General features: G+C 63.4%; 11 protein-coding genes. All 11 read right to left on the bottom strand.

What is annotated here, in order from left to right:
- Positions 1-107 precede the first annotated feature (107 nt).
- Positions 108-701, bottom strand: a complete 594-nt coding sequence (locus E1N52_RS13875; protein ID WP_133183350.1) for an ATP synthase subunit I — start codon at positions 699-701, stop codon at positions 108-110.
- Positions 702-997: 296 nt separating this feature from the next.
- Positions 998-2,146: an SLC13 family permease gene (locus E1N52_RS13870; RefSeq protein WP_133183349.1), complete on the bottom strand. Its 1,149-nt coding sequence runs from the start codon at positions 2,144-2,146 to the stop codon at positions 998-1,000.
- 52 nt (positions 2,147-2,198) lie between these two features.
- Positions 2,199-3,086: a ParB/RepB/Spo0J family partition protein gene (locus tag E1N52_RS13865; protein WP_133183348.1), complete on the bottom strand. Its 888-nt coding sequence runs from the start codon at positions 3,084-3,086 to the stop codon at positions 2,199-2,201.
- 20 nt (positions 3,087-3,106) lie between these two features.
- Positions 3,107-3,877 carry a ParA family protein gene (locus tag E1N52_RS13860; protein WP_133183347.1) on the bottom strand — a complete coding sequence of 257 codons (771 nt, stop codon included), beginning with the start codon at positions 3,875-3,877 and terminating at the stop codon, positions 3,107-3,109.
- Between the two features lie 97 nt (positions 3,878-3,974).
- Positions 3,975-4,673 (bottom strand): 16S rRNA (guanine(527)-N(7))-methyltransferase RsmG, encoded by a 699-nt coding sequence (gene rsmG / locus E1N52_RS13855; protein WP_133183346.1) that lies wholly within the window; start codon positions 4,671-4,673, stop codon positions 3,975-3,977.
- A complete protein-coding gene (gene mnmG / locus E1N52_RS13850) occupies positions 4,670-6,637 on the bottom strand; it encodes a tRNA uridine-5-carboxymethylaminomethyl(34) synthesis enzyme MnmG (RefSeq protein WP_133183345.1) in 1,968 nt (655 codons plus the stop codon). Before mnmG ends, rsmG begins: the two co-directional genes overlap by 4 nt.
- A gap of 196 nt (positions 6,638-6,833) precedes the next feature.
- On the bottom strand, positions 6,834-7,583 hold the full coding sequence (locus tag E1N52_RS13845) for an ABC transporter ATP-binding protein (RefSeq protein WP_133183344.1): 750 nt from the start codon (positions 7,581-7,583) through the stop codon (positions 6,834-6,836).
- The gene (locus E1N52_RS13840; protein ID WP_133183343.1) at positions 7,580-9,367 is read right to left on the bottom strand and encodes a branched-chain amino acid ABC transporter ATP-binding protein/permease; all 1,788 of its coding nucleotides are present in this window, start codon (positions 9,365-9,367) and stop codon (positions 7,580-7,582) included. The genes E1N52_RS13845 and E1N52_RS13840 overlap by 4 nt, the downstream gene beginning before the upstream one ends.
- 4 nt (positions 9,368-9,371) lie before the next feature.
- Complete coding sequence (locus E1N52_RS13835; protein ID WP_133183342.1) at positions 9,372-10,427, bottom strand: branched-chain amino acid ABC transporter permease; 1,056 nt, start codon at positions 10,425-10,427, stop codon at positions 9,372-9,374.
- 250 nt (positions 10,428-10,677) lie between these two features.
- A complete protein-coding gene (locus E1N52_RS13830; RefSeq protein ID WP_133183341.1) occupies positions 10,678-11,847 on the bottom strand; it encodes an ABC transporter substrate-binding protein in 1,170 nt (389 codons plus the stop codon).
- Between the two features lie 304 nt (positions 11,848-12,151).
- A complete protein-coding gene (locus E1N52_RS13825) occupies positions 12,152-13,318 on the bottom strand; it encodes an ABC transporter substrate-binding protein (RefSeq protein WP_133183340.1) in 1,167 nt (388 codons plus the stop codon).
- Positions 13,319-13,393 lie beyond the last annotated feature (75 nt).

Below are 13,393 nucleotides of genomic sequence, written 5' to 3'. Positions count from 1 at the left end.
CGGGAACGCGCCGCCGTGGATCGTGTCTTATCTGCTTCGCATCGGCCAGCTAACTTCCACCGTCATCGCTTCGACGCCTTGACTTGAGGCGGCGCGATGTTGGTGGGTCAGCGCCACGCGAGCGCGATCCAGTATGTCTTTAGTGCGATCAGGTACGTGACGAGCAGGGGAATCCACAGCACGTCGTGATACCAGAACGCGATGGCGACGAACATCGCAATCGTCGCCCCCATCTTGAAGGCTTCACCGAGCATCCAGTTAAATACGGTGCCGGCCCTGCTCAACTGCTTCAGGCGCGCCGCGAACAGCGCACCGGGTAACCAGCAGATCGCTCCGCCCAAAAAGGCCGACAACGCAGCACTGCCCGGCGGCTTATAAAACAGCCACCACGCCAACGTTGCAACCAGGGACAAAACCACTTGCGCCGCGACGACACGAAACGGCGTGACGCGCGATGGGCGACTCACCTGTGCGCCGAAGATTTGCTCGGCTTCGGCCCGGGTGAGCGGAACGATGTCGTTGTTATCTTGCTGGCTGGCGTCCAGCTCATCCCAGCGCGCGTTGTGATCCGTCTTGGAAACAACGCGTCCGGAATTTTTTGCCGCTGCATCCTGCCCCCGGCTGGATGCCCCGACTTCGCCCGGCGGAACATCGGGCCCTTCATGCGCCTGCGGCGCTTCGTCTGGCCTTTGACCCACCATCGCTTATTCCGGAAATTCGCCTTGCACGCCCTTTATTACAGCGCGCTTACAGCATCGCCAACCAAATAAATCCGGGCGATTGTAAGCGATAGTTGCAGGCAATTCAAGACTTTAGGCCCTTCAATAACACCTGTGAAATGCGACTTCATGATGCGGAAAACTCAGTGCCGCGAGGGTGTGACCGGTAACTGTAAGGGACGCAGCAGGGAAGAAAGAATCTTCAGGATGGCCAGGTAATTATGAGGTCATCTGGCGCGTAATCGACGATACACGCCAGGATATGGGATGGGGTCGCGTCAGAACAGATGCAGCAGCAGTGCGCCGCCCAGGAAGGCCACGATCCAGAACGGCACGGCGATCAGGTGAAACAGCAGCCAGACGCCGCGCTGACCGGAAAGACGCACGGCGATGAGATTCGCCAGCGAGCCGATGGCGACCCCAAAGCCCCCCACGCTCACGCCGAACGCGAGCGCGCGCCAGTCGTGCGTGAAGCCCGCAAGCACAATGGCGGCCGGGACATTGCTGATAACCTGGGACAGAACTGCGCCTGCGGCAAAAGCGCGCATCGGTGTTTGCAGCGACAGCGACGTCAGTGCGTGATGAATTCCGGGCAGCGCCGCCACACTGCGCAGGACGATGAACATCAGCACGAAGATCAACAGCAGCAGCCAGTCGATCTTGAGCACGATGCGTATGCGCCAGACCACGAAACCCGCAGCGACGGCGGCCAGCGCAACGCCTGCGTGGTGTGCATCGGCGAGCAGCACGAACGCGACGAAAAGCAGGGCCGCCACGCTCGCCAATGCGCGATCGACGGGCTGCGGCGCGGCGTCTTTCGAGAGATCGAGCGGTGTGGCCTTGAAAAGAAACGCGGCGAGGAGGATGAGCATCGCCATGAGCAACGCGCAAAGCGGCGCGAGTCCCACGACGAAGTATCCGAACGAGACCCCGCTCACCTGCCAGAGAAACAGGTTCTGCGGGTTGCCGAGCGGCGTGAGCACCGAGCCCGCGTTCACGGCAAGCGCGATGACGATCACGAGACGCTTGAGAGGCAGCGGCGTGAGCTTGTGCAGCGACAGCACGAGCGGCACCACGACGAAAAGCGCCACATCGTTGGTCACGATCATCGCCAGCACCGCGGCCAGCGCGACGAGCAGCAACGCGAGCCCGCGCTCCGAGTGAATGTGGTGGACGAGCTTGTGCGCGAGCCAGGTCAGCAGTCCTGAATATTCGATACCCTTCGTCAAAATGAGCAGGCCCGCGAGGGTCATCACCGTTTGCCAGTCGACGAGTGCGGGCAGCGAGGCGATCGGGCGAGGCGCGTAAATCTGCAGCGCCACGAACGCGACGACGAGAATCGCGAGCACGGGCTCCGAAACGGCGAATGCGCCGATACGGCGCAACAGGCTCAATGGCGCACGCGCGCCCTGCTCCGATTCGCGCACCGGCTTTATGCGCCGGCGCGCGCGTTTGCGGCGGCGATGCGCATTGCGCCCATCACGCCGCCGTTTCGCCGCGCAGGCGCAGCAGGATGCCGTCGAGCGCGTCGAGGTCGCCGAAGTCGACCGTGAGCTGCCCTCGCCCGCGTCGGCCAAGCTTGATCTTCACCGATGCGGCGAGCAGGTCCGACAACTCCTCTTCGAGACGGCGCGTGTCGCGCCCGCCGTCGTGCGCGGCCTTCGCCTTCACCGCCGGTGCGGCCTTCGTGGTGGCCGAAACGAGCTTCTCCGTTTCACGCACCGACATCCGCTTGTTGACCACCTGGTTCGCCAGCGTGATTTGCGTGGCGGCGTCCACGGCGAGCAGCGCACGGGCGTGGCCCATGTCGAGATCGCCGGCCAGCAGCATGGTCTGCACGGGCGCTGCGAGGTTGAGCAAACGCAGCAGGTTCGACACCGCGCTGCGCGAGCGTCCGACCGACTCGGCCGCCTGCTCGTGCGTGAAGCTGAACTCGTCGAGCAGGCGCTGGATGCCCTGCGCCTCTTCCAGCGGATTGAGGTCCTCGCGCTGGATGTTCTCGATCAGGGCCATCGCGGCGGCGGCCTGGTCGGGCACGTCCTTCACGAGCACCGGCACTTCGGTCAGGCCGGCGATGTGCGCCGCACGGAAGCGCCGCTCGCCCGCGATGATTTCGTAGCGCCCCGTCGCAACCGGGCGCACGAGAATCGGCTGCATCAAGCCCTGGGCGCGAATACTCGCGGCCAGCTCCTGGAGCGCGCCCTCGTCCATGCGCGTGCGCGGCTGGTACTTGCCGGCCTGCATCTGCGTGAGCGGCAACGTGTTAGGCGCGCCTTCGATCTTCACCGCCTCGGTGATGTCCGCGCTGCCGCCGAGCAATGCTTCCAGCCCTCGGCCCAGGCCCTTCTTCCGTGCTACTGCATTCATCGTGCTTCCCCAGTCTCTCGTCAGAGTGCGCGGACGCGCTCGATCATTTCCGCGCCGAACTGCACGTAGGCCTGTGCGCCGCGCGAGGCGCGATCGAACACCACACCCGGCAAGCCGTAGCTGGGTGCTTCAGCGAGGCGGACGTTGCGCGGGATCACGGCGTCGAAGACCTTGTCGCCGAAGTGCTCTTTCAACTGCTCGGAAACCTGCTGCTGCAGCGTAATGCGCGGATCGAACATCACGCGCAAAAGGCCGATCACCTTCAGGTCGCGATTCATGTTCGCGTGGACCTGCTTGATCGTATTGATGAGATCCGAGAGGCCTTCGAGTGCGAAGTATTCGCACTGCATCGGGATCACCACGCCATGCGCGGCGCACAGGCCGTTGAGCGTGAGCAGCGAAAGCGCCGGCGGGCAGTCGATGAGTACGAAGTCGTAGTCGGCGTCGACTTCGGCGAGCGCGGACTTCAGGCGCCGCTCGCGCTGCTCGACCGTCACCAGTTCGACCTCGGCGCCGGCCAGTTCGCGGTTGGCCGGCAGCACGTCGTAGCCGACCTGCTCCGGCCGCGTGCGCGCAGCGTTCACCGTGACGCCGTCGACGAGCACCTCATACACCGTGTTCTCGCACGCGGCCTTGTCGATGCCGCTGCCCATCGTGGCGTTGCCCTGCGGGTCGAGGTCGATGAGAAGGACACGTTGTCCCTGCGATGCGAGGCTCGCGGCGAGATTGACCGTTGTCGTCGTCTTGCCGACGCCGCCCTTCTGGTTCGCAACGCAGAAGATTTTTGCCATCTTTCGTGTGTCCCTTTTACTGCCTTAAGAAGTTTGCTTACGTTATGACGCAACCGCCTCACGCACCATTCGGCCGGTTGGCCATCGCCGGACCGGCTCAGGCCGCGGCGACCGGTTCAACCGACACTTCGATCAAGTGGCGCTCCGCGTCGAGCATCGGCACGCTCAGGCGGATCGTATTCAGTGCCTTGGTGCCCGCTGGCAAGCGTTCGATCTCACCTTCGGGGTGCACACCCTTCATGGCCCAGATCGCGCCGCCCTCGGCAACGAGATGACGGGCCAGTGTAACGAAATCGGCGAGATCCGCGAATGCCCGAGACACGATCAAATCGAATTTTTTCGGTACTTCCATGCCTGGGCGCAGCAATTCGACCCGGCCGGTCACCACCGAGAGGTTCGCGAGTCCGAGTTCAGCCTTCGCCTGCGACTGGAATGCCGACTTCTTCTGCACGATATCGTTGAGCGTGACCTGCCAGTCCGGACGCACAATCGCGAGCACGATGCCGGGCAGTCCGCCTCCGGAGCCCACGTCGAGCACCGTTGCATCGGCGCGCGCTGGCAGGTGCGGCACGATCGAGAGCGAATCGAGAATGTGCTGGATCAACATCTGACGCGGATCGCGGATTGCCGTGAGGTTATACACGGCGTTCCACTTCGCAAGCAGCGCAACGTAATCGAGCAACTGCTCGTGCTGGTGTTCGGTCAGTTCAACGCCAAGCGCCGCAGCACCCTCTTTCAGCAGACGAGCCAGCGCGTCGCGGTCCGCAATGCCGGGTTGCCTCGAGCGCCCCGTCATTGCGCCACCGGCGTCGAGTCGGTGCCGCTTTCGTCAGCAGCGCCCGGATTCTGGCGACGGCGGCCGAGGCCACGCTTGAGGTGTACCATCAGCAACGAAATCGCGGCGGGCGTAATGCCCGAGATGCGCGACGCCTGACCGATGGTCTCAGGGCGGAACTGAGTCAGCTTCTGGCGCGCCTCGAACGAAAGACCGCGCACTTCCGCGTAATCGATGCCTTCCGGCAGACGGGTATTTTCCTGCGCGCCGTTGCGCTCGATCTCGTCGGCTTGACGATCGATATAGCCCTGATATTTGATGCCGATTTCGATCTGCTCCTTGATCTGGGCGAGCAGAACCTCGTCGTCGGCGAGCGGGGTTTCCGGCGCGCAAGCGCCTTCACGCAGACCGCAAACGCCGTCATAGCTCACGCCCGGGCGGCGCAGCAGATCCGCGAGGTTGTATTCGCGGTCAATCGATTTGCCAAGCAGTGCCGTCGCTTCTTCAGCCGAAAGCGTCTTGGGATTCACCCAGGTCGACTTCAGGCGCTCTGTTTCACGTGAAACAGCATCGCGCTTGCGGGAGAACGCGTCCCAACGGACGTCATCAATCACGCCCAGTTCGCGACCGATCTCCGTCAGGCGCATATCCGCATTGTCTTCACGCAGGCTCAAGCGGTATTCGGCTCGGCTCGTGAACATGCGATATGGCTCGGAAACGCCACGCGTCACCAGATCGTCGACCAGCACGCCGAGGTACGCCTGATCGCGGCGCGGGCACCATGCGTCCTTGCCCTGCACCTGCAGACCTGCATTCATGCCGGCGAGCAAGCCTTGCGCTGCCGCCTCTTCATAGCCCGTCGTGCCGTTGATCTGACCCGCAAAAAACAGGCCGTTGATCACCTTGGTTTCGAGCGAAGCCTTGAGTCCGCGCGGGTCAAAGTAGTCGTATTCGATCGCATAGCCAGGACGCAGGATGTGCGCGCGCTCGAGGCCGCGCATCGAGTGCACCAGTTCGAGCTGCACATCGAACGGCAGGCTCGTGGAGATTCCATTCGGGTAGAACTCGTTCGTCGTCAGGCCTTCCGGTTCGAGGAAGATCTGATGCGATTCCTTCGAGGCGAAGCGATGAATCTTGTCCTCGATGGACGGGCAATAGCGCGGCCCTACCCCTTCGATCACGCCCGTGTACATCGGCGAGCGGTCGAGACCGCCGCGAATGATGTCGTGGGTGCGCTCATTCGTATGCGTAACCCAGCACGGAATCTGGCGCGGATGCTGTTCCGCGCGGCCGAGAAACGAGAACACCGGCACCGGATCGAGGTCGCCCGGCTGCTCTTCGAGCACCGAAAAGTCGATCGTGCGGCCGTCGATACGCGGCGGCGTGCCCGTCTTGAGGCGGCCCTGCGGCAGCTTCAGCTCCTTCAGGCGCGACGAGAGCGTCACGGCTGCGGGGTCGCCTGCGCGTCCGCCCGTGTAGTTGTTCAGGCCCACGTGAATCTTGCCGTCGAGGAAGGTCCCCGCCGTCAGCACGACTGCACGGCTGCGGAAGCGGATGCCGACCTGCGTGACGGCGCCTACGACGCGGTCGCCTTCGACCATCAGGTCTTCCACGGCCTGCTGGAACAGCCACAGATTCGGCTGATTCTCGAGGCGTCGGCGGATCGCCGCCTTATAAAGAATGCGGTCGGCCTGCGCGCGCGTCGCCCGAACCGCCGGGCCCTTGGACGAATTGAGAATGCGGAACTGGATCCCGCCCTCGTCCGTCGCAGCGGCCATGGCGCCGCCGAGCGCATCGACTTCCTTGACCAGATGGCCCTTGCCAATGCCGCCAATCGACGGATTGCAGCTCATCTGGCCGAGCGTTTCAATGTTGTGCGTGAGCAGGAGCGTCTTGACGCCCATGCGGGCGGCGCCAAGCGCAGCCTCGGTTCCGGCGTGACCGCCGCCGACGACGATTACGTCAAACTCTGTGGGATAAAGCATGGCGGGACCTCACGCATGGACGGAAACGACCGCGTGAGCCTTCTCATAAAAAAGTGGTATGCGCGAATTATAACGGTTTCGGGTTTTCGGCCGTTCACACCCGAATTTTGTTCCCCGGACTCGGCCAGCGTTGAGCAAAAAAAAGCGGCGTGTTTCACGTGAAACACGCCGCTCATTTCTACAGCGATAGACGAAGTCAGACTGGTTTCTTCGCCAACCCGAGATACGTTTCAATCACGCGTGGGTTTTGGGCCAACTCCCCCGCCGGTCCTTCGAGCGCCAGGTCGCCGGTTTCCAGCACGTAGCCGTAGTCGGAAATCTGCAGTGCAGCGCGCGCGTTCTGCTCGATCAGGAGCGTTGCGACACCGGTTTGCCGCAGCGCGCTGATGATGTGGAAGATTTCCTTCACGATCAGCGGCGCGAGACCGAGGCTCGGCTCGTCGAGCATCAGCAGATCAGGCTTGCCCATCAATGCGCGGCCGACCGCGAGCATCTGGCGCTCGCCGCCCGAGAGCGTGCCAGCCGCCTGCGCACGGCGTTCCTTCAAGCGCGGAAACAGCGCGAAAACCGGTTCGAGTTGATCGAGGAAATTACGCTCGCCGGCGCGCTTGCGACGATACGCGCCGAGCACGAGGTTGTCCTCCACCGTCATCGAGGCGAACAGCTCGCGCTTTTCCGGCACGAGACACATGCCGCGCGCCACGCGCCGCTCGATCGGCAGCGCGCCAATCTCTTCGCCCATATAAGCGATGCGGCCACTCGCGTGCCCCGTCATGGGCAGCGCGCCCATGATGGCGTTGAGCAGCGTGGACTTGCCCGCGCCGTTCGGACCGATCACGGAGACGATTTGCCCCGCGCCCACCTTGATCGCCGCCTTGTGCAGCGCCTCGATCTTGCCGTAACGAACCGCGAGTCCGGAAACTTCCAGTACGGGAGTCGTCATCATTCCACCCCGCCCAGATACGCTTCCAGCACAGCCGGATCCTTCTGCACCTCTTCCGGCAAACCTTCTGCGATGCGCGTGCCGAACTCCATCACCACGAGGCGGTCGGTGAGATTCATCACGAAATCCATGTCGTGTTCGACCAGCAGCACGCTCATCCCCTCTTCTCTCAGCTTGCGCAGCAATGCCGCCAACTGTTGCTTTTCCTTGTAACGCAGGCCAGCCGCAGGCTCGTCGAGCAGCAGCAAGGTCGGATCGCAGCACAGCGCGCGTGCAATCTCCAGGATGCGTTGCTGACCGAGCGCGAGGCTGCCCGCCTCGTCATACATATGCTGTTCGAGGCCCACGCGGCGGATCTGCTTCGCCGCCTCGCTCATGAGCCGCCCTTCTTCCGTGGCATTGAGCTTGGCCACGCTGCGCAGCACGCCCGCATGACCACGCAGATGAGCGCCGATGGCGACGTTCTCGAGCACCGTCATCGTCGGCAGCAACTTGACGTGCTGGAACGTGCGGCCAATGCCACGCGCGACGATTTCACGTGAAGTCAGGCTCTCGATGCGCTCGCCGCGGAACGTGATCTCGCCGCTCGTCGGCTGAAGCACGCCGGTGACGAGGTTGAAGGTCGTCGACTTGCCCGCGCCGTTGGGACCGATCAGACCGATGATCTGCCCCGCCTTCACTTCGAAGCTCACGTCGTTCACGGCCACGAGGCCGCCGAACTGCTTGCGCGCCTTGTTCACCGTCAGCAGCATTTCACCGGTGGCCGGCTTGCTGCGCTGCGGCAAAGCTTCGGCATGCTCGGGCACATGCGCCTGCGGACCGCGTGGGAAAAAGCGCGCCACGAACGGCCAGACGCCGCGCCGCGCGTATTGCAGCAGCAGCACCATCAGAATGCCGAACACGATGATCTCGAAGTTGCCGTTCTCGCCAAGCAGCTTCGGCAGCAACGTTTGCAGCCAATCCTGCAGCACGGTGAGAATCGCCGCGCCCAGCACCGCGCCCCAGACGTGCGCCACGCCACCTACCACGGCCATGAAGAGATACTCGATACCGTGATTCAGACCGAACGGCGTCGGGTTCACCGCACGCTGCAAATGCGCGTACAGGAAGCCCGAAACGGCTGCGAGCACGGCCGCATAGACGAAGATCACCACACGCATCCAACCGGTGTTCACGCCCATTGCCTCGGCCATCATGCCGCCGCCGCGCAGCGCGCGAATCGCCCGCCCCATGCGGCTATTAAGCAGATTCTGAACAGACACCACGGAGGCAAGCACCACGACCCAGATCAGGTAGTAAATATGGCGACCCGATTCGAGGTCGATGCCCAGCACGTTCAGCACGGGAATGCCGTTGATGCCGTCGTACTTGCCGAGCATGTCGAGGTTGCCGAACAGGAAGAACAGCGCGAGGCCCCAGGCGATCGTGCCGAGCGGCAGGAAGTGGCCAGACAGACGCATCGTGACGAGCCCCAGAACGAGCGCCACGAGCGCCGTGATCACCACGCCGACAATCAGGGCGAGCCACGGCGAAACGCCGTACTGCGTCGTCAGATACGCGGTCGCATAAGCACCGAGCCCGACGAACGCCGCCTGCCCGAAGCTCGTCATCCCGCCGATGCCGGTGAGCAGCACGAGCCCGATCGCGACGATCGAATACAGGCCGATGTAGTTGAGCAGCGTGATCCAGTACTCGGGCACGTGCACCGGATGCGGCAGCACCGGCAACGCGAACATCACCACGAGGAACAGCCAGAAGAAGCGGTTGTGCATGACGAATCGTTTCATCGCGTCACTCCTCTTCCTCTTCGGCGTGCGGCGTCGAGAGCGAGCGCCACAGCAGCACGGGGATGATCAGCGTGAACACGATCACTTCCTTGTAAGAGCTCGCCCAGAACGACGAGTAAGACTCCAGCAGGCCCACGAGCACGGAACCTGCCGCAGCCAGCGGATAGCTCACCAGGCCGCCGATAATGGCGCCTACGAAGCCCTTGAGGCCGATCAGAAAGCCCGAGTCGTAGTAGATGGTGGTGAGTGGCGAGACGAGGATGCCGCACAGCGCACCGAGGCCCGCGGCGAGCGTGAACGCGAGCCGCCCGGCCTGCGTAGTGCCGATACCGACGAGCCGCGCGCCGAGCCGGTTCACCGAGGTCGCGCGCAACGCCTTGCCCGAGATCGTGCGATCGAAATAGAGATACAGCGCGACGATCAAGACGGCGGCCGTGCCGATCACCCAGAGGCTTTGGCCCGAGATCGACAGGCTGCCGACGTTGAAGTTGGCGTCGGAGAATGCGTTCGTGCGCGAGCCTTCCGCGCCGAACATCACGAGCCCGAGGCCCACCATCGCGAAGTGCACAGCCACCGCAACGATCAGGAGCAGCAGCGTGGTCGCTTCGGCGATGGGCTCATACGCGAGGCGATAGATGAACGGCCCCATCGGCACGACGATCGCAAGCGTGAGCGCGATCTGTACGAGCATGGGCAACTGCTGGCTCGCTAGGCCGCGTGTCACCGCATAGAGCGCAATGGGAAAGAGCAGATACTTGCCTGCAAGCGTCACGAGCGTGCGCGCCGCGTGGCGACGCCGCTCGGCGTGACGCACGAGCCCGGCGGTCTCGACCACGAAGCACGCCGCGCCGAGCGCGACGAGCAGCCAGCAGGTGGCGGGAAACTTCTGCGATTGCAGCGCGGCGAGCGTCAGCGCGCCATACGAAACGAATTCGCCCTGCGGGATGAAGATCACCCGCGTAACGGAGAACACCAGCACCAGGGCGAGCGCTAGCAGCGCATAGATCGCACCGGTGGTGATGCCGTCCTGCGCGAGGATCGCGGCGATCGATAAATCCATACTCCCCTCTTCCTGAAACCTTCTGGAACCTGGAAAACAGCGACGTCGAAAAAACGGAAATGCTGGCGTGAAACGAACCGGCGAGCGCGCGGTTCGGACCTGATGTGTGAAAAGCCGGTGCGCAGCGAAGAAGCGGCACACCGGTCATGCTTGTTCCTGCTTGTGCTCGATTGTCAGTGGCCAGAATGACGCCGTGACACGCGCGCGTGTTTCACGGGAAAACGCGCGGCGCTTTCCCGTGCGCAGCACGTTATTCGCTCTGCAGCTTCCACTTGTTGTTGACGATCTCGACGATCACGCGCGCGCGCTGGTCGAGGCCCGCATGATCCGTCGCGCTCATGTTGAAGATGCCATGCGCGCCCGCCACGTCCTGCGAGTTTTCGAGCGCGGCGCGCAGCGCCACACGGAACGCCTCGGTGCCAGGCTGACCCGCCTTCAGCGCGACCGGAATCGCGCGCTGGAGCAACTGGCCGGCGTCCCATGCATGACCGCCGAAGGTCGCCACCGTGCCAACGCCATAGGCCTTCTCATAGGCCGTCTTGTAGGCCAGCGCCGACTTCTTCACAGGGTTCGAATCGGGCAACTGATCGGCCACGAGAATCGGGCCTGCGGGCAGCAGTTCGCCCTCGCAATCCTTCCCGCAGACGCGCAGGAAGTCGTTATTTGCCACGCCGTGCGTCTGATACACCTTGCCCTTGTAGCCGCGGTCCTTGAGGGTGGTCGAAGGCAGCGCCGCTGGCGTGCCAGAACCTGCGATCAGGATCGCATCGGGGTTCGCCGACATCAGCTTGAGCGCCTGGCCCGTCACCGACGAATCGGTGCGGTTATAGCGCTCGCTCGCCACGACCTTGAGGTTGTGCTTCGCGGCCGCTGCGTTGAACTCCTTGAGCCAGCTGTCGCCGTAGGCGTCGGTGAAGCCGATGAAGCCCACCGTCTTCACGCCCTGCTTCTCCATGTAGCTCGCGAGCGCGTCGGCCATCAAGCTGTCGTTCTGCGGCGTCTTGAAGGCCCACTGACGCTTCGCGTCGATCGGCTCGACAATCGCGGCGGACGCTGCGAGCGAGATCATCGGCGTCTTGCCCTGCGCGACGACGTCGAGCATGGCGAGCGAATTCGGCGTGACCGACGAGCCGATGATGGCGTCCACGTGGTCTTCGTCGATCAGCTTGTGCGTGTTCTGCACTGCCTTGCTCGTGTCCGAGGCGTCGTCGAGCACGATGTACTGCACGCTCTTGCCCGCGATTTCCTTGGGCAGCAGCGCGATGGTGTTCTTCTCCGGAATGCCGAGCGACGCGGCCGGCCCCGTTGCCGAGAGCGTCACGCCAATCTTCACCTGCGCGGCGGCGATGCCCGCCGTGCCCATCAGCGCCGCTGCGAGTCCGGCACTAATCGAGCTCAAAACCCACTTCTTCGTTTTCATTGCGCGTCTCCAAACGCTTGGTCTGCGTGTTGTCGATTGATCCTGCGCCGATTACTAGGATGTTCGTGAATCGGCGCCGGCCTTTGAGTGTAGTAATCGGGATCGCGCGTGTAATGCATGGTTTTCCCTGCCTGCGGCGCCGCACAAGCCGCCGCGCGCGTGGGTGCGCTTTCCCTTTTTATCGACTGCCTGCTGCCTTGCCTTTACTGCTTTCCCTGCTGCTGCGAATCTGTTGCGACGGCAACAAAAAAGGCACCTCGAATGAGCGTGCCTTTTTGTGTTTCGTGTGTCATTCAACCGGCGCTCAATCGCCTGCGAGTTTCCACTTGCCGCCGACGATCTCCACCATCACGCGGGCACGCTGGTCGAGACCCGCGTGGTCCGTCGCGCTCATGTTGAAGATGCCGTGCGCGCCTGCGACGTCATGCGAGTTTTCAAGCGCGGCGCGCAGCGCTTCGCGGAAGGCCTTCGAGCCCGGCTGGCCGGCTTTCAGAGCGACCGGAATCGCGTGCTGGAGCAAGAGGCCCGCGTCCCACGCGTGACCGCCGAAAGTCGAGATCGAGCCTGCGCCATAGGCCTTTTCGTACGCGGCCTTATAGGCAAGCGCCGATTGCTTCACGGGATTCGAATCAGGCAATTGATCGGCGACGAGCAGCGGCCCTGCGGGCAGATACGTGCCGTCACAGTCCTTGCCGCATACGCGCAGGAAGTCGTTGTTGGCCACGCCGTGCGTCTGGTAGTACTTGCCCGCGTAGCCGCGCTCCTTGAGCGTCTTCTGCGGCAACGCGGCCGGCGTACCCGCACCCGCGATGAGCACCGCGTCGGGGTGCTGCGAGATCATCTTGAGCACCTGGCCCGTGACCGAGGCGTCGTTACGCGCAAAGCGTTCGTTCGCGACGACCTTGATGTTCTGCTTTGCGGCGGCCGCGCTGAATTCCTTGTACCAGCTCTCGCCATAGGCGTCTGCGAAGCCGATGAAGGCCACCGTCTTCACGCCGTGCGCGGCCATGTGCTGCGCGATGGCGCCGGCCATCAGCGCGTCGTTCTGCGGGGTCTTGAAGACCCACGAGCGCTTGGCATCCATCGGTTCGACGATGGACGCCGCTGCGGCCATGGAGATCATCGGCGTGGACGTTTCCGCAGCCACGTCGATCATGGCAAGCGAGTTGGGCACGACAGTCGAGCCGATCAAGGCGTCGACATGATCTTCGCTCGTGAGCTTGCGCGCGTTCTTCACCGCCTGGGTCGAATCCGTGGCGTCGTCGAGCACGATGTAATCGACTTTTTGGCCCGCGATTTCCTTCGGCAGCAGCGCAACCGTGTTCTTTTCCGGAATCCCGAGCGAGGCAGCCGGCCCCGTTGCCGACAGCGTCACACCGATCTTCACATCTGCATACGCCCCGCCGGCCGTCGCCGCGAGCATCCCGGTCGCGACACAAGCCGCCCCCATCCAGCGCAAAACCAACTGCATCTCCACTCCTTCGATATTCGTTTTCTTTATTGCTACGGATTTTGTGGCGTGCCGCGGCCAATTACCTCAAAGGCA

The sequence above is a fragment of the Paraburkholderia guartelaensis genome (assembly GCF_004353905.1).
Taxonomy (GTDB): domain Bacteria; phylum Pseudomonadota; class Gammaproteobacteria; order Burkholderiales; family Burkholderiaceae; genus Paraburkholderia; species Paraburkholderia guartelaensis.
This window is presented reverse-complemented; position numbering and strand designations above follow the sequence as displayed.

What these genes read in the sequence shown, in the direction of transcription:
- mnmG (WP_133183345.1), bottom strand. Translation starts at nt 6,637, where the DNA reads ATGCTTTATCCCACAGAGTTTGACGTAATCGTCGTCGGCGGCGGTCAC.
- E1N52_RS13825 (WP_133183340.1), bottom strand. Translation starts at nt 13,318, where the DNA reads ATGCAGTTGGTTTTGCGCTGGATGGGGGCGGCTTGTGTCGCGACCGGG.
- E1N52_RS13875 (WP_133183350.1), bottom strand. Translation starts at nt 701, where the DNA reads ATGGTGGGTCAAAGGCCAGACGAAGCGCCGCAGGCGCATGAAGGGCCC.
- E1N52_RS13835 (WP_133183342.1), bottom strand. Translation starts at nt 10,427, where the DNA reads ATGGATTTATCGATCGCCGCGATCCTCGCGCAGGACGGCATCACCACC.
- E1N52_RS13860 (WP_133183347.1), bottom strand. Translation starts at nt 3,877, where the DNA reads ATGGCAAAAATCTTCTGCGTTGCGAACCAGAAGGGCGGCGTCGGCAAG.
- E1N52_RS13830 (WP_133183341.1), bottom strand. Translation starts at nt 11,847, where the DNA reads ATGAAAACGAAGAAGTGGGTTTTGAGCTCGATTAGTGCCGGACTCGCA.
- E1N52_RS13845 (WP_133183344.1), bottom strand. Translation starts at nt 7,583, where the DNA reads ATGATGACGACTCCCGTACTGGAAGTTTCCGGACTCGCGGTTCGTTAC.
- rsmG (WP_133183346.1), bottom strand. Translation starts at nt 4,673, where the DNA reads ATGACGGGGCGCTCGAGGCAACCCGGCATTGCGGACCGCGACGCGCTG.
- E1N52_RS13840 (WP_133183343.1), bottom strand. Translation starts at nt 9,367, where the DNA reads ATGAAACGATTCGTCATGCACAACCGCTTCTTCTGGCTGTTCCTCGTG.
- E1N52_RS13865 (WP_133183348.1), bottom strand. Translation starts at nt 3,086, where the DNA reads ATGAATGCAGTAGCACGGAAGAAGGGCCTGGGCCGAGGGCTGGAAGCA.